Origin of the sequence: Pseudomonas sp. IPO3747 (assembly GCF_013385245.1) — a bacterium.
GTDB lineage: Bacteria > Pseudomonadota > Gammaproteobacteria > Pseudomonadales > Pseudomonadaceae > Aquipseudomonas > Aquipseudomonas edaphica.
This window is the reverse complement of sequence record NZ_JACAQL010000008.1, coordinates 201,850-222,456: the sequence shown is the minus strand read 5'-3', so window position 1 is coordinate 222,456 and position 20,607 is coordinate 201,850. Positions and strand designations below refer to the sequence as shown.

Below are 20,607 nucleotides of genomic sequence, written 5' to 3'. Positions count from 1 at the left end.
GTCGGGAGTTGTGCGCCATGATTGATGAGATTCAAGCGTTTCTGAACGATTACTTTAGTGTGTTGCAAACTCAGGATTTGAATACGTTCGATCAAGTCTTTCATCGTGGCTGCGTGTTATACAGCGCACAGAACTCGACCGTGGTCGTGCGGCCGTTCGATGAATACCGGACCATGGTTCAAGGCCGAAAGTCGCCGCAGGAAGGCGGTTTTCCGCAGCTTGATGAGGTATTGATGATTGACGTGATGTCGCCGGAAATGGCCATCGTCAAAGTGCGCTTGCGCTTGTTCAATAACGTGATGGTTGATTATTTGAACCTGATGAAAGTTGACGGTCGCTGGATGATCTTTGCCAAGCTTTTTCATAAGGCCGGTGAAGTGGCTGATCAATAAGCTAACGCCTGGATGCAAAAACGCCCCGATTAATCGGGGCGTTTTTGTTAGCGTCGAAAACTCAGCGGTTGCGGGTCAGCAGCGCTGGTTTTTCACCACGAGGGCGGCCTGGCAGTTGATCCAGCTGCTCAGGTGTCGGGAAGCGATCCGCTTTCGACTCCTTGTGGATGATCTTCGGCGCCGGACCACCGCGCGGGTTCTGCACGGCGGGTTCCGACAAGCGTGGCTGGTCGTCACGAGCCGGACGGCGGTTGTTGCTGCGCGAGTCTTCACGACGGGCCTGGCCGTCACGGGGGGCGCCATTACGCGGGCCGTTGCGCTTGGCAGGTGGCGTACCGGTGGTACCGCCGCTGCTGTTGCGCGGGCCATTTTGACGACCGCCCTGTGGCTGGCCGCCACGTGGAGCACCCGTGCCTGCGCCCGCACCTTGTGCCGGGGCACCAGGACGGCGGCCACGGCCCTGGGCCGGCTTGGCCTGAGGCACGTAGTCAACGCGGTTACCGAAGTTATCCACATCGTCGTCGAGGAACTCGTCCGGGGCGCGGTCGGCAGCGGCACGTGGCGGCTGGCTCGGCTGGCGCTGTTCGCGGGCCGGGGTGCCTTCACGGGGCTTCTGCTCACGGGCTGGGCGTTCGCCACGGCCGTTGGTGGGCGCTTTTTCCTTGCCGCCTTTGTCTTTGCCCTTGTCGCGACGGCCACCGCCACCACCGCCGCCGTTCGGGCCATCGCCCTTCGGACCGCGTGGGTTGCGTGGGTTACGCACGTCCGGACGCTCGCGCGCTTCAGGCTTTTCGGCCTCCACGGCGCTGGAGTCGAAGCCCATCAGGTCGCCGTCGGCGATTTTCTGCTTGGTCATGCGCTCGATGCTTTTCAGCAGCTTTTCTTCGTCCGGAGCGACCAGGGAAATGGCCTCGCCCGAACGACCGGCACGGCCGGTACGGCCGATACGGTGCACGTAATCTTCATCGACGTTCGGCAGCTCGAAGTTGACCACGTGTGGCAATTGGTCGATATCCAGGCCGCGCGCGGCGATATCGGTGGCGACCAGGATGCGCACAGTGCCGGCCTTGAAATCGGCCAGGGCTTTGGTGCGCGCGTTCTGGCTCTTGTTACCGTGGATGGCGACGGCGGTGAGGCCGTGCTTGTCCAGGTACTCGGCCAGGCGGTTGGCGCCGTGCTTGGTGCGGGTAAACACCAGCACCTGCTCCCACGCGCCGTGGGTGATCAGGTGCGCCAGCAGCGAACGCTTGTGGCTGGCTGCCAGGCGGAATACGCGTTGCTCGATACGCTCGACCGTGGTGTTCGGCGGCGTGACTTCGATGCGTTCCGGGTTGTGCAGCAGCTTGCCGGCCAGGGCGGTGATGTCTTGGGAGAACGTTGCCGAGAACAGCAGGTTCTGACGTTTGGCCGGCAGGCGGGCGAGGACCTTTTTCACGTCATGGACAAAGCCCATGTCGAGCATGCGGTCGGCTTCGTCCAGCACGAGGATTTCCACGTGGGACAAATCGACGCTGCCTTGGCCGCACAGGTCGAGCAAACGACCCGGGCAGGCTACCAGCACGTCAACACCACGGGACATGGCCTGAACCTGTGGGTTCATGCCGACGCCGCCGAAGATGCAGGCGCTGACGAACTTCAAGTCGCGGGCGTACAGCTTGAAGCTGTCGTGCACTTGGGCGGCGAGTTCGCGGGTTGGGGTCAGGACCAGTACGCGCGGTTGGCGCGGGCCGTGACGCTGGGATTTGTCCGGGTGACCGTTGGGGAACAACCGCTCCAGAATCGGGAGGGCGAAACCACCGGTTTTACCAGTACCTGTCTGCGCCGCAACCATCAGGTCGCGACCTTGCAACACGGCGGGAATGGCCCGCTGTTGCACCGGAGTAGGCTCGGTATAGCCCGCTGCCTCGATGGCGCGGACTAAAGCCTCGGAGAGACCGAGGGAAGCAAAGGACATGAGTAATCCTGTTTTAGTTAGGGCTTGGCCCAAAGGGATAATCTTGCCGGGCGTGAATGGCGCTTAGGGGAGCGCAACCCCGTCCGGTCCTGCTGCGTCTGGCGGGCACTCCACCGGCTCGCGCGGGCTGAAAGCTGCGCAGTAGCTGGGTTAGGTGCCTTTTTCAAGACCTCAGCGGCCGGGCGTGAGCCTGGCGGAAAGGCCGGAGTATAACAGAGCAATCACGGCGCGCCGCTTTCCTGCTGCTCAACGGTGTGTTCAGGGGCTGTATTGGCTTGGATTCCGCCATATTTGGCGCTTAAGGCTGCGTAGGCAGGCTCTTGCTTGAAGCGCTTGAGCTCGGCGGCAAAGCGTTGCACCAGCAGGTCCATGCCGGCGCCACGGCGCACGGCTAAAAATTGCGGCTGGCGGCTGACCACCAGCGGCGCCTGGCTGACCTTGCCTTCCAGGCCCATGGCCTTGATCACATGCTGGCCGACTCGACGGTCCGTAATCACCAGGTCAATGCGGCCCAGCGACAGTTTGCCGAAGTTGGCCTCATGGCTGGGCGCCGGCTCGCGGTCGAACAGGCTGGATTCGCTGAAGGCCTCGCCATACAGATAGCCTGGCGACGTGCCGACCGTCAGCCCGCGCAGGCCATCCAGGGTCTGGGCCGGATGAGGGCGGTCGTTGGCATAGAACAGCACGAACTCGACAGCCGACAACGGTTCGCTGGGGTAAAGCAGCAAAGCATCGCGCTCATGGCTGTGGAAAATATCCAGTGCGCCATCGGCGTGGCCCTGGTCCAGCATGGCCAGGCAACGTTTCCAGGGCAGGAATTGCCACTCCACCTCCACCCCCAGGCGTTGGAACACGATCATCGTGGTTTCGTAATCCAGGCCGCGCATGCTGCCGTTGTCGTCGTACACATAAGGTGCCCAAGGCTCGGTGACAACGCGCAATTTCTCGCCGTAAGCGGTGAAGCTCAGGCAAGCAAAAAGCACAGCGGTCAACAGCTTGAGAATGACGGGCATCCCCTGAGGTTACGATGCTCCTGCGCTAAAGAGAAGCTCTGGCACACGCATTCGCGGGCAAGTTGATGTGGCGCATTAAAAGCAAAAGGCCCTCGTATAAACGAGGGCCTTGGCATTACCAAACAAGCCTTAGCGTGGCAGCTTGAGGTTGTTCCAGATGGCCAGGCTGGGTTCAGTCTGGTTCAGGGTGTAGAAGTGCAACCCTGGTGCGCCACCTTGCAGCAATTGTTCACACATCTGTGTGATCACCTGCTCGCCGAACGCCTGGATGCTCTTGACGTCATCGCCATAAGCTTCCAGTTGCTTGCGCACCCAGCGTGGGATTTCAGCACCGCAGGCGTCGGAGAAACGCGCCAGCTTGCTGTAGTTGGTGATCGGCATGATGCCCGGCACGATAGGGATATTCACACCCATGGCCCGTACGCGCTCGACAAAGTAGAAGTAGCTGTCGGCGTTGAAGAAGTACTGGGTGATCGCACTGTCGGCGCCGGCATTGGCCTTGCGCACGAAGTTCTGCAAATCGTCTTCGAAATTACGCGCCTGTGGGTGCATCTCCGGGTAAGCCGCCACTTCGATATGGAAGTGATCGCCGCTTTCTTCGCGGATGAAACTCACCAGGTCATTGGCGTAGCGCAGCTCGCCGCTGGCCATGCCCATGCCGGACGGCAGGTCGCCACGCAGAGCGACGATGCGCTTGATGCCGGCTTGTTTGTATTGGGTCAGCAGGCTGCGCAGGTCGGCCTTGCTGTCGCCCACGCACGACAAGTGCGGAGCGGCGGGAACTTTGACTTCGCTTTCGAGCTGCAACACGGTGTTGATCGTGCGGTCACGGGTCGAGCCACCGGCGCCGTAGGTGCAGGAGAAGAAGTCGGGGTTGTAGCTGGCCAACTGCTTGGCAGTCGCCATCAGTTTTTCATGCCCAGCATCGGTCTTGGTCGGGAAAAACTCGAAGCTGTAGCGACGGTCTTGGGACATGGTCGTACCTATGGAAACTCAGAATACCGGTGTGGGAGCGGGCTTGCCCGCGATGCAGGCACCTCGGTTTTTCAGCAATACCGAGGCGATGCTATCGCAGCGGTGCGGCGATCCGACAAGCCAGCTCCTACAAAAGCCAGCTCCCCTATGGCAGCTGGCACTGGGCCGATCAGTAACGGTAAGCGTGCGGCTTGAACGGACCTTCGACGGTCACGCCGATGTAGTCGGCCTGGGTCTTGGTCAGTTGAGTCACCACGCCGCCGAAGCCGCGGACCATTTCCAGGGCCACTTCTTCGTCGAGTTTCTTCGGCAGTACTTCCACGGTCAGACGCTCGGCTTTCTGGGCCGGCGACAGGTCGGCGTACTTCTGGCCGAACAGGAAGATCTGCGCCAGGACCTGGTTGGCGAACGAGCCATCCATGATGCGGCTTGGGTGGCCGGTGGCGTTGCCCAGGTTAACCAGGCGGCCTTCAGCCAGCAGGATCAGGTAGTCGTCGTTCTGCGGGTCGAAATCGCCAGCGCCGGTACGGTGAACCTTGTGTACCTGCGGCTTCACTTCTTCCCATGCCCAGTTCTTGCGCATGAAAGCGGTGTCGATTTCGTTGTCGAAGTGGCCGATGTTGCAGACTACAGCGCGCTTCTTCAGGGCTTTGAGCATGTTTGCGTCGCAAACATTCACGTTACCGGTGGTGGTCACGATCAGGTCGATCTTGCCCAGCAGGGCTTTGTCGATGCTCGCTTCGGTGCCGTCGTTCTGGCCGTTGATGAACGGCGAAACCACTTCGAAACCGTCCATGCACGCTTGCATGGCGCAGATCGGGTCAACTTCGGAGACTTTAACGATCATGCCTTCCTGACGCAGAGACTGGGACGAACCCTTGCCCACGTCGCCGTAGCCGATTACCAGGGCTTGCTTGCCCGACAGCAGGTGGTCGGTGCCGCGCTTGATGGCATCGTTGAGGCTGTGACGGCAGCCGTACTTGTTGTCGTTCTTGCTCTTGGTCACCGAGTCATTGACGTTGATGGCCGGGATTTTCAGCTCGCCCTTGGCCAGCATGTCCAGCAGGCGGTGTACGCCAGTGGTGGTTTCTTCGGTCACACCGTGAACGCGGTCCAGAATCTGCGGGTATTTCTTGTGCAGCAGCTCGGTCAGGTCGCCGCCGTCGTCGAGGATCATGTTGGCATCCCATGGCGCGCCATCTTTGAGGATGGTTTGCTCCAGGCACCACTCGTACTCTTCTTCGGTCTCGCCTTTCCAGGCGTAAACCGCGATACCGGCAGCGGCGATAGCAGCAGCGGCCTGGTCCTGAGTCGAGAAAATGTTGCAGGACGACCAACGTACTTCGGCGCCCAGTGCAACCAGGGTTTCGATCAGCACGGCAGTCTGAATGGTCATGTGGATGCAGCCGAGGATCTTCGCGCCTTTGAGCGGCTGCTCAGCGGCGTACTTGCGGCGCAGGCCCATCAGGGCTGGCATTTCGGATTCGGCGATAAAGGTTTCGCGACGGCCCCAGGCAGCGAGGGACATGTCGGCGACTTTGTAGTCGGTAAAACCTGCAGGCGTGATTACAGCGCTCATGAAGAGCCTCCATTCGTAGTGTGCGAATGGGCGCCGTTGTGCGTTTAGTATCCAGCTGGCTAACCAGGCCGAACAACGCCCCATCCGAGCCTGACAGGTTGAACCTGCTGCAGCGCCCCTCGGACAGGTGGCGGGAGAACGGTATCAATCGAAGATGACCGTTTTGAAGCGGTGGCGATTATAGCCGTGTGCGCGGCACTTCCCAAGCCTTTCTGTCGGCCACATGCAGATCGTGCATGGGCATGATAGGCAATGGTGCATAGAGCTTGGGCGCGGGCTCTGCCATGATGTTGCCCATCATTCGGCAAGACGCTTTGGAGTGACCATGAACTTCCACACCCGCAAATGGGTAAAACCCGAAGACCTCAACCCCAACGGCACCCTGTTCGGCGGCAGCCTGCTGCGCTGGATCGACGAAGAAGCGGCGATCTACGCGATTGTTCAACTGGGCAACCAACGCGTGGTGACCAAGTACATCTCCGAAATCAACTTCGTCAGTGCCTCGCGCCAGGGTGACATCATCGAACTGGGCATCACCGCCACCGAGTTCGGCCGCACCTCGATCACCCTGACCTGTGAAGTGCGCAACAAGATCACCCGCAAAAGTATCCTCACCGTAGAGAAAATGGTGTTCGTCAACCTGGGCGAAGATGGTTTGCCGGCACCGCACGGGCGTACAGAAATCAGGTACGTCAAAGACCAGTTCAAAGACGAAACCGAGTAACTGCGAACCCAGCGGCGGCGGGCATTGAACGCTGGCGGCTGGCGACAGGTCGTACCTGAACAACACCCACCTGTTCAGGTACACCCATGGCGACTCAAACAGACGGCAAAACCCCCAACCTGTCGCAGGAAGAGCAACAGGACGTCGACGAGAACCAGCCGCCCCGCGCGGCGGTTCTGCACGAAATCATCCGCACTCAGGGCGACCAGGAACTGGAGCGCAATGTGGCTGCGTTGTGGTGGTCGGCGTTGGCGGCGGGCCTGACCATGGGCCTGTCGCTGATGGGCATGGGCCTGCTCAACTCGCGCCTGCCGGATGGCGAAGGCTTCAAGGTGATCGCCAGCTTTGGTTATTGCGCGGGCTTTCTTGCGGTGATCCTGGCGCGCCAGCAACTGTTCACCGAAAACACCCTGACCGCCGTGCTGCCGGTGATGAGCAAGCCGACGCTGGCCAATGCCGGCCGCCTGTTGCGGTTGTGGACGGTGGTGCTGGTGGGCAACCTGTGCGGCACCTTGCTGGTGGCCTACGTGATGCTGCACCTGCCGATCTTCGACACTAAGACCGACATGGCCTTTCTCGAAATCGGCCGCAAGGTCATGGAAAACGACCCCGGCCAGATGTTCGCCAAGGGCATTATTTCCGGCTGGATGATCGCCACCATGGTGTGGATGATCCCGTCCATGGAAAGCGCGAAGATGTTCATCATCATCCTGATCACTTACCTGATGGCGCTGGGGGACTTCACCCACATCGTCGTCGGTTCGGCGGAAGTGTCGTACCTGGTGTTTGCCGGCGAACTGCCGTGGAAGGACTTCTGGCTGGTGTTCGCCGGGCCGACCCTGGCAGGCAATATCATCGGCGGCAGTTTCATTTTTGCGCTGATCAGCCATGCGCAGATTCGCAGTGAGAGCAGCTTGCCGGGCAAGCCCGCAGACCCGCGCCATCCCCAGCGGGTGAACAAGGACGAGTAAGCTGATTCGTCATAAATGAATGGCAAAGTCGCTGCGCGGTTTTCCATTCATGAAAGAAGGATCTTTATGCGGACTTTCCCTTTTTTGCGGGGGCGCAGTTGGTGCACGCTGGTATTGGCGGTGGGCGTTTTCGGCGTGGCACAGGCCAAGGATGATGCTGCGGATCGCTCCGTGACCATCGAAAAGCAAACTCAGCGCTACGTGATCAATACCGACGGCAGCTATGTGGTGGATGCCGATAAGGTCGTGCTGATCAACGAAGAGCGGGCCATCAGATCCAGTGCCCAGCAAGCGGTCAGTTATAACCGCTCATTGGATAGCCTGGAGATTATCGAGGCGTTCACGCTCAAGCCCGATGGGCGCAGGGTAATGGTCACCGCGCCGCAGATCAGGGAGCAACAGGAGCAGGCCTCGGCCAATGCTCCGATGTTTCAGGATTCGCGGGTCAAGGTGGTGATTTTTCCTGAGGTGGCAGTGGGTGATCGTCTGAGCTTGCGTTACAAGCGAATACGCCACACGGCGCTGTTTCCTGGCGAGTTTACCGACTTCTCCACGGCGAGCTTGAGCCCCACGCTGGATTACTCCCTGATCTACGACTTGCCGGCCGACAAGCCTTTGTACGCCGAGGCCCGGGGTTTCAAAGCCTCCACTTCGGCCGCAGCGGTTGGGCGTAAGGTGTACCGATGGGACTACGTGCCGGTCGACAAAACCCGGCCTGAACAAGGCGCGGTGGCCTACACCGACTATGGCCAACTCCTCGCTGTTTCGACCTTTGCAACCTACAAAGACCTGGCCAGGGCTTACGAGGCACGTGCCAAGGTTGAGGTCACACCGCAAATCACCGAATTGGCGCACAGGCTCACCGCCGACCAGCCAACGCCTCGGGCCAAGGCCCTGGTGCTCAGCGATTGGGTGCGCAAGAACATCCGTTATGTGGCGGTGTACATCGACGCCGGCGGCGTGGTGCCGCACCCGGCGCAATCGGTGCTGGACAACCGTTACGGCGACTGCAAGGACCATGTGGCCCTGCTGGAAGCCATGCTCAAGGCCGTTGGCATCGACAGCTCACCGGTGTTGATCAACGCCGGCAATGCCTATGTTTTGCCCAAGGTGGCGGCGTTACGCGTGCTCAACCATGCGATCACCTATGTGCCAAGCCTGGACCTCTACCTGGACTCCACCGCCAGTTTCATCGCTGCCGGTTACTTGCCACTGCAGGACTTGGACAAGCCGGTGTTGTTGACGCGTACTGGCGAGTTGGCACGTACCCCGGCCACTCAACCGAGCAAGCTATCGAGTGAGTTGGTGTTCAAGGTCGATGACAAGGGCGCGGCAGACTTTACGCAAACGTCCCTCGCCGAGGGTTGGCGTACCGAAGCGACGCGTTTTTGGATCAGGTCTCAGCAGCCGGCGGAGCGTGATCAGATGATCCAGAAAATGCTGCGCAGCTCAGGCCAGGCGGGCAACGGCACCCTGCAAACAGATGCGCTGGAAGGTACTGCGTCCGGCTTCAACACCACGTTGGCCGGGCGCACGGAAAACCTCGTCAACGTGCCTGGGCCGATCGGTGTACCGGCACTCAGTCGCCTGGGAAGCTATATCGCCCAGGATGTGCAGGTCCTGTCGGTAGAAAAGAAGCGGGTGCAGAACTTCACCTGCTTTGCCGGCGAGAGCGTTGAAAAGGCCCGCTTCGAGTTCCCCGCATCGTTGACTATTCTGGCGCTGCCCAAGACCGTTTCGCTCAAGGGCGCGGATGTAACCTACGACGCCAGTTATGAGCGCAGCGGCAATACCGTGCTGGTTTCCCGCACGCTTGCCTTTAACCACCCCGAAGCGGTGTGCAGCCCTGAGTGGTTCAAGAGCATGCAGCCGATGATCGAGGCGATGTTCAATGACCTCAAGAGCCAGATCATCGTGCAGGCCCATTGATCGCAGGCGCCGGCGGCGAAATGAATCCGCCGCCGGCCTCAATCAGTGAGCCTCGGTTGGCGGTGCAGGCTCATCTTTGGTCACATGCTTGACCAGCTTGCCGATGCTCAAACCCTGCAACAGGATCGACGACAGCACCACGATGTAGGTGATGCTCAACAGCAAGTCGCGTTCCGGGCCAAGCGGCAGGGCCAGCGCCAGTGCTACCGAGACGCCACCGCGCAAACCACCCCAGGTGAGAATGCGGATAGTGCCGCGTGGCACCGTGCGCCAGCGGCGCAGCAACAGGATCGCCGGGGCCACGGTCAGCAGGCGTGAGGCCAGGATCGCCACGGCCAGCAAGCTGGCGGCCAGTACGTGCAGCCAGTTGAACGGCAACAGCAGCAGCTCCATGCCGATCAGTGCAAACAGCAGGGCGTTGAGCATGTCATCGAGCAACTCCCAGAAGCCGTCGAGGTAGCGGCGGGTCATGTCGTTCATGGCCAGCTTGCGCCCCAAGTTGCCGATGATCAGCCCGGCCACCACCATCGCAATCGGCGCCGAAACGTGCAGTTCGGTCGCCATTGCCGAGCCGCCGATCACCAGCGCCAGAGTCAGCATCACTTCGATCTGATGCTGCTCGATGCTCTTGATCATCAGGTACACCAGGTAGCCGATCAGCCCGCCGAACAGCACGCCGCCAATCGCTTCATGGGCGAACAGCATGGCCGTGGCGCCGACGGTCGGTGTTTCGCCCAGCTGTGCGATGCCCAGCAGTACGGTAAACACCACCACTGCGGTGCCGTCGTTGAACAGCGATTCGCCGACGATGGTGGTTTTCAGTGGTTTGGAGGCGTTGGCGGTTCGCAGCACGCCCAACACCGCAATCGGGTCGGTGGGCGAAATCAGTGCACCGAACAGCAGGCAGTAGAGGAAGCTGACGTGCCAGCCGAACAGGGCAAAGATGTAATACGCCAGGCTGCCGATGACCACGGTGGCGATCAATACGCCGAAGGTCGCCAGCAAGCCGATGGGCCAGCGATAGCTGCGCAGGTCGTTGAGGTTGACGTGCAAGGCGCCGGCGAACAGCAGGAATGACAGCATCCAGTTCATCAGCAAGTCGCCGAAGTCGATCTGGCCGATTAACTGCTGGATACGTTCTTCGAGGCCTGGGTAGCCGATAAGGCTCAGGCCTTGCAAAATCAGGGAGAACACCAGGGCCGTGACCATCACACCGATGGTGGGCGGCAGCCCGATAAATCGGTAGTTCACATAGGTGAGCAGGGTGGTAAGGCAAATAAAGGCGGCGACAAGTTCAAGCATCCGAGGTCCTTGGAAGTGAGGGAAGGTCGTTATTGCTGGGATGGACCGCAACAGCGGCGGGATGTTTCAAGGCACGGGCTAAAAGCGCGATAGAACCTTTCGGCGTGCTTCGGTTCATAGCCGGTGAGTGCGATTTTGCAGTGATAGTGCTAAAACTCTAATTTCTATTTAAAACAAAAAAAGGAATCCATCATGACGGCCGCTTTCTGGTGTGTGTTGATCGCAATATTCCTGCCTTACCTGTGCACGGGGGTGGCCAAGTTCAGCGGTGGCAAGTTCGGCCCGCGGCAGAACCACGACCCGCGTGCCTTCCTGGATACCGTCGAAGGCGTCGCCAAGCGCGCCCACAATGCCCAGCTCAACAGCTTTGAAGTGACGCCTGCGTTTGCAGCGGCGGTAATCATCGCGCACCTGGCCGGTACGGCGTCGCTGGTGACCATCAATGTACTGGCGGTGCTGTTTATCACCAGTCGGCTGCTGTACATCATTTGCTACCTGGCCGACTGGGCGATGCTGCGTTCGCTGGTGTGGGCGGTGGGGATGGCGTTGATTGCGAGTTTCTTTTTTGTGTCGATCTAGAGGTTTGACGTAATCCCCTGTGGGAGCTGGCTTGTGTGGGAGCTGGCTTGCCTGCGATTCGGGCACCTCGGTATGTCAGTTACACCGCGGTGATGCTATCGCAGGCAAGCCAGCTCCCACACAGGCCAGCTCCCACATGTGATCTTCAGCGTTATTCAGGTGCCAGCTGGCGCATCCGGCACGTGGGGCAACGCCGCGCCCTTGGGCCACAGCATCCAGATCTGCCCCTGCTGCTTCATATTCCCCGCCAGCTCACCCGCCGCGTCACCGGTGCCCCAGAACAAGTCTGCGCGCACTTCGCCGGTGATCGCGCCGCCGGTGTCCTGCGCGGCGACGGGCCGTGCGATGGGCGAGCCATCGGGTTTGGTGGTCGACAGCCACAACAGGCTGCCCAGCGGAATCACCTTGCGGTCTACCGCCACGCTGTAACCCGCCGTCAGCGGCACATTCAGTGAGCCGCGCGGGCCTTCGTTGCTGTCCGGGCGGGCGCTGAAAAACACGTAGCTGGGGTTGCTCGCCAACAATTGCGGAATGCGCTGCGGGTTGGCCTTGGCCCAGGCGCTGATGGCGCCCATGGTCACGTCTTCTTTTTTCAGTTCGCCTTGCTCCACCAGCCAGCGGCCGATCGGGCGGTACGGGTAACCATTCTGGTCGCCATAGCCCACGCGCAATTGGCGCCCACCGGCCAGTTGAATACGCCCCGAGCCTTGAATCTGCAGGAATTGCAGGTCCATCGGGTTGGTCAGCCAGGCAATCGGCTTGGCAGTGGAGCCTTGGCCGTTGATGGTGCTGGCGTCGTCATACGGCTTGAGTACACGGCCCTCGAGGCGGCCGCGCAGGCGCTTGCCCTTGAGTTCCGGGTAGATGCTTTCCAGGTTGACGATGATCAGGTCGTCCGGCGCGCCGTACACCGGCACATGGGCGGTGGCGGTTTCGGTCAGGCTGCCGGGGTAGACCGGCTCGTAGTAGCCGGTGATCAGGCCATTGGGTGTGTTGTCGGCCGAGCGCAGGCCGAACACATCCAGGCGCTCCTTGAGAAAACCGCGCACGGCTACGGCATCGCCCGGTACGGTGGCGGCGGCGGCACAGGTTGCGCCCCACACCGGATCAGCTTTTAGGCGCTGGCAGGCACTGCGCCAGGATTCAAACCCGGCCAGCAGGTCGCTGTCGGAAACCGCCGGCAGCGCTTCCCACGGTGCACTGACATAGGTGGCGACGGCATGGGGCTTGGCCGCTTCATCTTTTTTGCCGGTGTCTTTGCCGCCATCGCAACCGGCCAGCAGCGCAACCATCGGCAGAGCCCACACCATTCGGCGGCTCCAGCGTTTCAAGGTGACATTCATACACGTAATTCCTGAAGCGGTTGCCTGCGCCGCAGCGCATTCAGGCAACCCTTATTATTAATAGGGCTATTGGTCTTTGCGGGCGGGGCGAGGATACTGGCCGCCGTTTCCCGTGACCCTGAAGCCATCATGACTTTTAAAAAACTGACCGTGGTATTGCTGGCCTGCCTGACCTTGTCCGCCTGCGGCGGTGTCGATCCTAATTCGCCGCTGGGCCAACGCAAGGCCATCTTCAAACAGATGCTCAAGACCGGCGAAGACCTGGGCGGCATGCTGCGTGGGCGTATCCCGTTCGACGGCGCGAAGTTCGCCGAAGGCGCGGTCAAGCTCGATGCGTTGTCCCACGAACCGTGGAAGCATTTCCCGAGTGTGCGTGAGGAAGATCACACCAGCGCCAAGGATACTGTGTGGCAACAGCAGGCACGCTTCCAGGAGCTGGCCCGAAACCTTGAAACGGCTACCGGTGAATTGGTAATCGCAAGCCAGGTGCAGCCCTACAAGGCCAGCAACCTGGGGCCTGCGGTGCAGAAAGTCGAAGATGCCTGCACGGCCTGCCATAAACAGTTTCGCGACCACTGACCGGTTTTATTTGTCGAGTTCGTCGACAGCCTCCTGCAGTTCTTTGCGCGACTGAGCCAGCTTGTCTTTGCGTTTGTTGATCTTGTCGGCATCGCCTTTTTTCATCGCCTTGTCGAGGTCCGCCTGACGGCGGGTGACTTCGTGCTTGGCGTCGAGCACTTTGTTCTCGCGTTCTTTGCGCAAGGACGCATCGGTGCAGTGGGCGGTGACTTCGCTCAGGGCTTTTTCCAGGCCGGCTTGTTGTTCGCTGTTGCCATGGGTTTTGGCTTGTTCGATTTGTGCGCTGATGGCCTGGCGCTTGGCGGCGCAGCCGGTGAGTTCCGGCACTTCTTCGGCGGCCAGCAGCGGCATGCTCGCCAGGCTTACGGTGGCCAACAAGGCAAGTGGGGCTAGAAATTTCATGTGAGGCTCCAAGGTCGCAATCGGATGGCAGGGTGAATTCTGCCGGGAGTAAAAGTGGCCGGGTTGGGCTTAAAACCCGTCAATTCCAGCCACGCGTAATGTTTCAGCTAACGCTTGTACTTGCGGGTCGCGAAAAAAAGCGCTCAATTGCGCCGCGCGGCCCGGGCCAATGCCGTCGGTGGCCAGCCAGGCTTGCGTGTCTTTGGCGGCCAGGGCCTGCCAGCCACCCTCCAGATCGTTGCGCGCCGAAGGCGGTACGCCCAGGGCTTTTAGCCATTGTGCAAAGGGCCGTTGCCGCGCGCTTTGCAGGCTGTCGAGCACCCGGGCACGGCGGCGATCACCGAAGCCGTCAATGTTAGCAAGCTCTGCCGCATCCAGGGTTAACCAATCGAGAATGCCTGCGATTAGACCGGCCTGGATCAATGCGTTCCAGGTCTCGCGGCCCATATAAGGCAGGGCCAGTCCCTGGTTGCTGCTCAGCCAGGTCAGGCGCGCGAGCAATTGCTCTTCGCAGCCAGGGTCCAGTTGCCAACAACTCAAGGCGTGGAAGTTGCGCGCATCCGGTACTTGCACCGCCACCCTGGTCTCGTTGCGCAGGATCACTTGCTCCAACCGAGGAATCACTTGGCCGGCAAGGCTGATGGAGACCTGATCGCCGGGGCGGATATCCAGTGCATGCCAGTGTTTCAAGGAGCCGACGCTGACGCGGCGGATTTGCCGGTCGTCCAGTCGCACCGACTCCAGTTCCAGAATGGGCGTGATACGCCCCGTGCGGCCGATCTTGAACTGCACCTTGCGTACCAGCGCCAAAGCCCTGGTTATCGGGTATTTCCAGGCGACCGCCCAATACGGCGCGCTGACCTGCCAGCGCTTGGCAGGTGCGTGCCGGGCCTGGTGCAGCACCACGCCATCGCTGGCAAAGGGCAGCGGATGGTTGTACCAGTACCTGCGCCAGTGCGCGGCTTCAGTGAGGTTTTGCACGGGATGGCTGTAGCGGCGGCTATCGGTGAACCCCCAGCGCGCCAGGGTGGCCAGGCGCGTGCTGAAGTCTGTCGGGCCGTCGGGCCAGGCCCAGACGAATAGCCCGATCCTGGAGGCCTCGGCATCGCTTAACTGTCGGCGATTCATCAGCCCCGCCACTTTGCTGCGGGCACTGAGCCCGCCGTGTTCGGACTGCACATGATCGTCAAGACGCCAATAGAGTTCGCCTTGCAGCACCAGGTCGATGGGCTCTGGCAGTTGCTGGACAATGCCCTGGATCTTGCGCGCGGCGGCTGTCCAGTCCTGACCGAGCAGGCCGTCGCCACGGCTGATGAGCTGGCTCAGGCGGCCTTTGCGATACACCAGCGTCACCGCAACGCCGTCGACCTTGGGCTGGATCCAGACGTCCTGGCGTGTCTTGAGCCACTCACCCACGGCCCCTTCATCCACCAGCTTTTCCAGGCCGGTATGAGCGACTGGATGAGGCTGCGTACCGCGTGCACCTGCCAGCGGGTTATCAGCCGTCGACTGCGTTTGCGCAAAACAGGCCTGCCACCGCGCCAGGCGCTGTCGGGCCTGGTCGTACAGCTCGTCGCTGACCGGGGACTGACCGAGCCGGTGGTAACTGTCATCCCAGAGCTTGAGCTGTTCAGCCAGGGTGCCGACCTGTGAGCGTGCCTCTTCGGGGCAGTCTTCGGCCCAGGCTGGAAACGCCAGGGCGCTGAGTAGAAGGGCAATCAGTAAATGCATCATGAGCATCCTTGCTCGGAAGGGACGCTCAGCCTAAGTGATCCAGGCGGCCACAAAAAAGCCCCGGCAGTGCGGGGCTTTTTACCGGGTGTTACCAGTTACTTGAACAGGCCGCCCAACGCCTTCACGGCATCGTTCTTTTCCATCTTGGCTTCCTGTGTTTGTTGCTTGGCATCGACCTTGGCCTGGGATTCTGCCAGTTTGTTACAACCTTTGTTGAGCTGCTCCTGAGCCGCTTTAAACGCCTGGACGCTCAGCAGGTCGTTCTTGGCTTGCGCCGCATCGATCTTGGCTTGCAGGTCTTTGGCTTGCTGCTGACAGTCGCCGGTTTTGCCGCCTAGCTGAGTGCTCAAGGCGCCACCTAATGCACTCAGGTCGACGGCATGGGCCGGCAGGGCGAACAGGCAGAACAGCAGGGCGGCAGGAGCGAGCGTGGAAATGCGCATGAAAAACCTCAATGTTCGATTGCTTGCGCGCTGGTCTATCCCGGGCTGGCGCAAGGCAATATCCAAATAAGGTGAGAGGCCCGAGAGGGCGCGGATTCTAGAGGGCCATTATTTGGCCTGCAAGCATTGGATCCAAAAAATACGAAAGTCATCACGCAGACAATAAAAAGCCCCGTCGGGCGAACCCGGCGGGGCTTTTGGTGCAACGCGTGCTTACAGGCCGGCGGCAGTGCGCAGGTCGTTGGCGCGGTCGGTTTTTTCCCAGGTGAAGGTGGTGAAGGTGTCGTCGCCGACAGTCTTCTGCGCAGGGGTACGACCGAAGTGGCCATAGGCTGCAGTGTCCTGGTACATCGGGTGCAGCAGGTCGAGCATGGTGGTGATTGCGTAAGGGCGCAGGTCGAAGATCTCACGCACCAGCTTGACGATCTTGTCATCGCTGATCTTGCCGGTGCCGAAGGTATTCAGCGAGATCGACGTAGGCTGGGCTACACCGATCGCGTAGGAAACCTGGATTTCGCAACGCTCGGCCAGGCCGGCCGCGACGATGTTCTTGGCCACGTAACGACCGGCGTAGGCCGCCGAGCGGTCAACCTTGGAGGGGTCTTTACCCGAGAACGCACCACCGCCATGACGGGCCATGCCGCCGTAGCTATCGACGATGATCTTGCGACCGGTCAGGCCGCAGTCACCCACCGGGCCGCCGATGATGAACTGGCCGGTCGGGTTGATGTGGAACTGAGTGTCTTTGGTCAGCAGTTCGGCAGGCAGCACGTGCTTGACGATCAGCTCCATCACGCCTTCACGCAGGTCGGCGTAGGACACGTCCGGGTTGTGTTGGGTCGACAGTACAACGGCGTCGATGCCCACCACTTTGCCGCCTTCGTAACGGCAGGTGACCTGGGACTTGGCGTCTGGACGCAGCCATGGCAGCACGCCGGATTTACGTGCTTGCGCCTGGCGCTGTACCAACTGGTGCGAGAAGGTGATCGGTGCCGGCATCAGCACGTCGGTTTCGTTGCTGGCGTAGCCGAACATCAGGCCCTGGTCGCCGGCGCCCTGATCTTCAGGCTTGGCGCGGTCCACACCCTGGTTGATGTCGGGGGACTGCTTGCCGATGATGTTCATCACGCCGCAGGTCGCGCCGTCGAAGCCGACGTCGGAGCTGTTGTAGCCAATGTCGGTGATCACGTCACGAACGATCTGCTCCAGGTCGACCCAGGCCGTGGTGGTGACTTCACCGGCGATGATCGCCACGCCCGTTTTCACCAGAGTCTCGCACGCCACGCGGGCGAACTTGTCTTCAGCAATGATGGCGTCCAGCACCGCGTCAGAAATCTGGTCGGCGATTTTGTCCGGATGCCCTTCAGACACGGACTCGGAGGTGAAAAGGGAGTATTCGCTCATCTCGATGTTTTCCTGATATTTACCGATGGTGAGTGTCGCCAGTCGGTCGCTGAAAGTGGCGGACCTGGATCTGGAAACCATTACGTAAACCTACATAGAGGCTTTCCCCGGGAACGAGTCCCGCAGCGGTGGCCCAACGGGCCAGATCGTCCTGTTCAAAACCCAACCAGAGATCACCGCAGGCCTCCTTGGCCCAATTCTGGTTGTGGCTGCATAAATCTGTGACCAGCAGGCTGCCGCCCGGTTGCAGCAAATTCGCCATCTGCTTGAGGGCTTCGGCGGGGGCCGCAAAATGGTGCAAGACCATGTTCAGCACCACGCAATCGGCCAGCAGGCTGGTGTCATTCAACGCGTCGGCCAACTGCAGGCTGACGTTGCCCAGCGCTTCGCGCTCGCACAGCTGGCGCGCCAGTTCAAGCATCGCCGGGCTGTTGTCGAGCGCGGTCACCTGCTTGAAGCGACGTGCCAGTTCCGGCAGGAAGCCACCGTCGCCGGGGCCAACTTCCAACGCCGTCGCCTCATCACTGAAGCTCAGCTTGTCCAACAGCGCCAGTACGCTTTCGCGGTATTGGGGCAAACCGGCGATCAAGTCCTGTTGGGCGCGAAACTTCTCGGCTACCCGTGAGAAAAAGTCCTGACTGGCGGCGGCGCGTTGCCCGTGGACCTGGCTGATGCGCGACTGCACATCGCTGGGCAGGCCCAAACTGTCTACCTCTTCGAGCAGGGCAGCGTGCAGCTTGCCGCCGAGCAGCTCGGTGTGGGGCAGGGCGCGGCGATAGAAAATCGCATTGCCTTCGCGGCGCGTAGCCACCAGCTCGGCCTGGGCCAGCACCTTGAGGTGGTGGCTCATGCCGGATTGGCCGATGGCGAAGATCTGCGCCAGTTCCAGCACCCCAAAAGAGTCGTTGGCCAGTGCGCGCAACACGTTCAGGCGCAACGGATCACCAGCGGCCTTGCATAAGGCAGCCAGCTCATCGCCGTCGTCGGGACGCAGGGAGGGCACGGGTAGGTTCATAAGGCCAGCAGTCTAGTGACGGGTGGAAATCCCCGCAAGGCCAATATCAAAAAGTTTTGATATTGGTCGATAATCGGTAGTTATAAGCAGCCGCTATAACCTTTAGACGAACCGGTGGGCTGTTTCTGCAAGCCAATGCCGGGTAAACCGCAGGAAAAACACCTACAAGTGACTATCTGTCATTGCCCGCAGGCGGTGGCTGAGGGAAAATGCCGGTCCTTTTTTCCGTTTCTTCTACTCAAACTCCAGGAGATCAGCGATGCCCAGCCGTCGTGAGCGTGCCAACGCCATTCGTGCCCTCAGCATGGATGCCGTGCAAAAAGCCAACAGCGGCCATCCCGGTGCCCCGATGGGCATGGCGGATATCGCCGAGGTACTTTGGCGTGACTACCTGAAGCACAACCCAAGCAACCCGTCGTTCGCTGACCGTGACCGGTTCGTGCTGTCCAACGGCCACGGCTCGATGCTGATCTACTCGCTGCTGCACCTGACCGGCTACGACGTCACCATCGATGACCTCAAGAGCTTCCGCCAGCTGCACAGCCGCACCCCGGGCCACCCGGAATTCGGCTACACCCCAGGCGTCGAGACCACCACTGGCCCGCTGGGCCAGGGCCTGGCCAACGCCGTGGGTTTTGCGCTGGCGGAAAAAGTATTGGGCGCGCAGTTCAACCGCCCTGGCCACAACATTGTCGACCACCACACCTACGTGTTCCTGGGTGATGGCTGCATGATGGAAGGTATTTCCCACGAAGTCGCTTCCCTGGCCGGCACCCTGGGCCTGGGCAAGCTGATTGCCTTCTACGATGACAACGGCATCTCCATCGACGGCGAAGTCGAAGGCTGGTTCACCGACGACACGCCAAAGCGTTTCGAAGCCTACAACTGGCAGGTGATCCGCAACGTTGACGGTCACGATCCGGAAGAGATCAAGACCGCCATCGACACCGCGCGCAAGAGCGAGCAGCCGACCCTGATCTGCTGCAAGACCATCATCGGTTTCGGCTCGCCGAACAAGCAAGGTAAAGAAGACTGCCACGGCGCCCCACTGGGTGACGCGGAAATCGCCTTGGCTCGTGAAGCGCTGAAGTGGAACCATGGCCCGTTCGAAATCCCGGCTGACATCTACGCCGAGTGGAGCGCCAAGGAAAAAGGCCTGGCCGCCGAAGCCGAGTGGGACCAGCGTTTTGCTGCCTACTCCGCCGAATTCCCGGAATTGGCCAACGAGCTGGTGCGCCGCCTGGCCGGTGACCTGCCTGCCGACTTCTCGGAAAAAGCCTCGGCCTACATCGCTGAAGTCGCGGCCAAGGGCGAGACCATCGCCAGCCGTAAAGCCAGCCAGAACACCCTGAACGCCTTTGGCCCATTGCTGCCTGAGATCCTCGGCGGTTCGGCTGACCTGGCCGGTTCCAACCTGACCCTGTGGAAAGGTTGCAAAGGTGTCTCGGCCGAAGACGCCAGCGGCAACTACATGTACTACGGCGTTCGCGAGTTCGGCATGAGCGCCATCATGAACGGCGTGTCCCTGCACGGCGGCCTGGTGCCTTACGGCGCGACCTTCCTGATGTTCATGGAATACGCGCGTAACGCCGTACGTATGGCCGCGCTGATGAAGAAGCGGGTGATCCATGTGTACACCCACGACTCCATCGGCCTGGGCGAAGACGGCCCGACGCACCAGCCGGTCGAGCAACTGACCAGCCTGCGTACCACGCCGAACCTGGATTGCTGGCGCCCAGCCGACGCCGTGGAATCGGCCGTGGCCTGGAAGCACGCTATCGAGCGTAAGGACGGCCCTTCGGCGCTGATCTTCTCGCGTCAGAACCTGCAACACCAAGTGCGTACCGACGCGCAGATCGCCAACATTAGCCGTGGCGGTTATGTGCTCAAAGACTGCATCGGCGAGCCGGAGTTGATCCTGATCTCCACCGGTTCCGAAGTCGGCCTGACTGTTCAAGCCTACGACAAGCTGACCGAGCAGGGCCGCAACGTTCGCGTGGTGTCCATGCCGTGCACCAGCCTGTTTGAAGCCCAGGATGCCGACTACAAGCAATCGGTATTGCCGTTGCAGGTCAGCGCGCGTATCGCCATCGAAGCGGCGCACGCCGACTACTGGTACAAGTACGTGGGCCTGGAAGGCCGCGTGATCGGCATGACCACCTACGGTGAGTCGGCGCCGGCGCCAGCGTTGTTCGAAGAATTCGGTTTCACCCTGGAAAACATCCTGGGTCAGGCTGAAGAGCTGCTGGAAGACTAAGTCAGTCTGCGT

18 protein-coding genes and 1 riboswitch are annotated in these 20,607 nt (G+C 60.8%); of the genes, 7 read left to right on the top strand and 11 right to left on the bottom strand.

Translation table 11 applies throughout. From position 1 onward, the window contains the following. Positions 1-17 precede the first annotated feature (17 nt). Positions 18-392 carry a nuclear transport factor 2 family protein gene (locus HX790_RS12615; RefSeq protein WP_056857726.1) on the top strand — a complete coding sequence of 125 codons (375 nt, stop codon included), beginning with the start codon at positions 18-20 and terminating at the stop codon, positions 390-392. A 61-nt stretch (positions 393-453) separates the two neighbouring features. Here HX790_RS12615 and HX790_RS12610 read toward each other — a convergent pair whose 3' ends face one another. The 4 genes from HX790_RS12610 to ahcY form a co-directional block, all read right to left on the bottom strand. Next, a complete protein-coding gene (locus tag HX790_RS12610; RefSeq protein ID WP_017139415.1) occupies positions 454-2,346 on the bottom strand; it encodes a DEAD/DEAH box helicase in 1,893 nt (630 codons plus the stop codon). Between the two features lie 221 nt (positions 2,347-2,567). After that, on the bottom strand, positions 2,568-3,359 hold the full coding sequence (locus HX790_RS12605; protein ID WP_099550357.1) for an ABC transporter substrate-binding protein: 792 nt from the start codon (positions 3,357-3,359) through the stop codon (positions 2,568-2,570). Positions 3,360-3,488: 129 nt separating this feature from the next. After that, positions 3,489-4,334, bottom strand: a complete 846-nt coding sequence (gene metF / locus HX790_RS12600) for a methylenetetrahydrofolate reductase [NAD(P)H] (protein WP_017139413.1) — start codon at positions 4,332-4,334, stop codon at positions 3,489-3,491. Between the two features lie 169 nt (positions 4,335-4,503). Continuing rightward, positions 4,504-5,913: an adenosylhomocysteinase gene (gene ahcY / locus HX790_RS12595; protein WP_017139412.1), complete on the bottom strand. Its 1,410-nt coding sequence runs from the start codon at positions 5,911-5,913 to the stop codon at positions 4,504-4,506. A gap of 21 nt (positions 5,914-5,934) precedes the next feature. Next, positions 5,935-6,040, bottom strand: a riboswitch (S-adenosyl-L-homocysteine riboswitch). A 198-nt stretch (positions 6,041-6,238) separates the two neighbouring features. Between ahcY and HX790_RS12590 the strand changes: the two genes are divergently transcribed. The 3 genes from HX790_RS12590 to HX790_RS12580 all read left to right on the top strand — a co-directional run bounded on the left by HX790_RS12590 (position 6,239) and on the right by HX790_RS12580 (position 9,537). Further along, the gene (locus HX790_RS12590; RefSeq protein WP_017139410.1) at positions 6,239-6,637 is read left to right on the top strand and encodes an acyl-CoA thioesterase; all 399 of its coding nucleotides are present in this window, start codon (positions 6,239-6,241) and stop codon (positions 6,635-6,637) included. Positions 6,638-6,723: 86 nt separating this feature from the next. Next, entirely contained in the window at positions 6,724-7,608 is an 885-nt protein-coding gene (locus tag HX790_RS12585; RefSeq protein ID WP_176991619.1) for a formate/nitrite transporter family protein, read from the top strand. A gap of 66 nt (positions 7,609-7,674) precedes the next feature. Continuing rightward, a complete protein-coding gene (locus HX790_RS12580; protein ID WP_176991618.1) occupies positions 7,675-9,537 on the top strand; it encodes a DUF3857 domain-containing transglutaminase family protein in 1,863 nt (620 codons plus the stop codon). Positions 9,538-9,579: 42 nt separating this feature from the next. Here the strand turns inward: HX790_RS12580 and HX790_RS12575 are convergent, their stop codons facing one another. Continuing rightward, positions 9,580-10,839, bottom strand: a complete 1,260-nt coding sequence (locus tag HX790_RS12575; RefSeq protein ID WP_170036837.1) for a sodium:proton antiporter — start codon at positions 10,837-10,839, stop codon at positions 9,580-9,582. Positions 10,840-11,031: 192 nt separating this feature from the next. On the opposite strand from HX790_RS12575, the gene HX790_RS12570 reads away from it, so the two are divergent. Then, positions 11,032-11,418: an MAPEG family protein gene (locus tag HX790_RS12570; RefSeq protein WP_017139406.1), complete on the top strand. Its 387-nt coding sequence runs from the start codon at positions 11,032-11,034 to the stop codon at positions 11,416-11,418. A gap of 155 nt (positions 11,419-11,573) precedes the next feature. Here HX790_RS12570 and HX790_RS12565 read toward each other — a convergent pair whose 3' ends face one another. Then, positions 11,574-12,761 carry a murein transglycosylase A gene (locus tag HX790_RS12565; RefSeq protein WP_176991617.1) on the bottom strand — a complete coding sequence of 396 codons (1,188 nt, stop codon included), beginning with the start codon at positions 12,759-12,761 and terminating at the stop codon, positions 11,574-11,576. Between the two features lie 129 nt (positions 12,762-12,890). Here HX790_RS12565 and HX790_RS12560 point away from each other — a divergent pair, with 129 nt between their 5' ends. After that, on the top strand, positions 12,891-13,340 hold the full coding sequence (locus tag HX790_RS12560; protein WP_017139404.1) for a cytochrome c: 450 nt from the start codon (positions 12,891-12,893) through the stop codon (positions 13,338-13,340). Between the two features lie 6 nt (positions 13,341-13,346). On the opposite strand, the gene HX790_RS12555 is transcribed toward HX790_RS12560, so the two are convergent. From HX790_RS12555 to HX790_RS12535, 5 genes are all read right to left on the bottom strand, one after another. Next, positions 13,347-13,742, bottom strand: coding sequence for a DUF1090 domain-containing protein (locus HX790_RS12555; protein WP_017139403.1), 396 nt, complete (start codon positions 13,740-13,742; stop codon positions 13,347-13,349). A 69-nt stretch (positions 13,743-13,811) separates the two neighbouring features. Then, complete coding sequence (ligB, locus tag HX790_RS12550) at positions 13,812-15,476, bottom strand: NAD-dependent DNA ligase LigB (RefSeq protein WP_099550361.1); 1,665 nt, start codon at positions 15,474-15,476, stop codon at positions 13,812-13,814. A 95-nt stretch (positions 15,477-15,571) separates the two neighbouring features. Continuing rightward, a complete protein-coding gene (locus HX790_RS12545; protein ID WP_176991616.1) occupies positions 15,572-15,919 on the bottom strand; it encodes a hypothetical protein in 348 nt (115 codons plus the stop codon). Positions 15,920-16,132: 213 nt separating this feature from the next. After that, positions 16,133-17,323, bottom strand: a complete 1,191-nt coding sequence (gene metK, locus HX790_RS12540; RefSeq protein ID WP_099550362.1) for a methionine adenosyltransferase — start codon at positions 17,321-17,323, stop codon at positions 16,133-16,135. Positions 17,324-17,342: 19 nt separating this feature from the next. Then, positions 17,343-18,338, bottom strand: a complete 996-nt coding sequence (locus HX790_RS12535; RefSeq protein ID WP_017139399.1) for a metalloregulator ArsR/SmtB family transcription factor — start codon at positions 18,336-18,338, stop codon at positions 17,343-17,345. Between the two features lie 259 nt (positions 18,339-18,597). Here HX790_RS12535 and tkt point away from each other — a divergent pair, with 259 nt between their 5' ends. Next, on the top strand, positions 18,598-20,595 hold the full coding sequence (gene tkt, locus HX790_RS12530) for a transketolase (protein WP_017139398.1): 1,998 nt from the start codon (positions 18,598-18,600) through the stop codon (positions 20,593-20,595). Positions 20,596-20,607: the final 12 nt, after the last annotated feature.

Coding starts and splice junctions, on each gene's coding strand:
- HX790_RS12615 (WP_056857726.1), top strand. CDS start 18: ATGATTGATGAGATTCAAGCGTTTCTGAACGATTACTTTAGTGTGTTG.
- HX790_RS12610 (WP_017139415.1), bottom strand. CDS start 2,346: ATGTCCTTTGCTTCCCTCGGTCTCTCCGAGGCTTTAGTCCGCGCCATC.
- HX790_RS12605 (WP_099550357.1), bottom strand. CDS start 3,359: ATGCCCGTCATTCTCAAGCTGTTGACCGCTGTGCTTTTTGCTTGCCTG.
- metF (WP_017139413.1), bottom strand. CDS start 4,334: ATGTCCCAAGACCGTCGCTACAGCTTCGAGTTTTTCCCGACCAAGACC.
- ahcY (WP_017139412.1), bottom strand. CDS start 5,913: ATGAGCGCTGTAATCACGCCTGCAGGTTTTACCGACTACAAAGTCGCC.
- HX790_RS12590 (WP_017139410.1), top strand. CDS start 6,239: ATGAACTTCCACACCCGCAAATGGGTAAAACCCGAAGACCTCAACCCC.
- HX790_RS12585 (WP_176991619.1), top strand. CDS start 6,724: ATGGCGACTCAAACAGACGGCAAAACCCCCAACCTGTCGCAGGAAGAG.
- HX790_RS12580 (WP_176991618.1), top strand. CDS start 7,675: ATGCGGACTTTCCCTTTTTTGCGGGGGCGCAGTTGGTGCACGCTGGTA.
- HX790_RS12575 (WP_170036837.1), bottom strand. CDS start 10,839: ATGCTTGAACTTGTCGCCGCCTTTATTTGCCTTACCACCCTGCTCACC.
- HX790_RS12570 (WP_017139406.1), top strand. CDS start 11,032: ATGACGGCCGCTTTCTGGTGTGTGTTGATCGCAATATTCCTGCCTTAC.
- HX790_RS12565 (WP_176991617.1), bottom strand. CDS start 12,761: ATGAATGTCACCTTGAAACGCTGGAGCCGCCGAATGGTGTGGGCTCTG.
- HX790_RS12560 (WP_017139404.1), top strand. CDS start 12,891: ATGACTTTTAAAAAACTGACCGTGGTATTGCTGGCCTGCCTGACCTTG.
- HX790_RS12555 (WP_017139403.1), bottom strand. CDS start 13,742: ATGAAATTTCTAGCCCCACTTGCCTTGTTGGCCACCGTAAGCCTGGCG.
- ligB (WP_099550361.1), bottom strand. CDS start 15,476: ATGATGCATTTACTGATTGCCCTTCTACTCAGCGCCCTGGCGTTTCCA.
- HX790_RS12545 (WP_176991616.1), bottom strand. CDS start 15,919: ATGCGCATTTCCACGCTCGCTCCTGCCGCCCTGCTGTTCTGCCTGTTC.
- metK (WP_099550362.1), bottom strand. CDS start 17,323: ATGAGCGAATACTCCCTTTTCACCTCCGAGTCCGTGTCTGAAGGGCAT.
- HX790_RS12535 (WP_017139399.1), bottom strand. CDS start 18,338: ATGAACCTACCCGTGCCCTCCCTGCGTCCCGACGACGGCGATGAGCTG.
- tkt (WP_017139398.1), top strand. CDS start 18,598: ATGCCCAGCCGTCGTGAGCGTGCCAACGCCATTCGTGCCCTCAGCATG.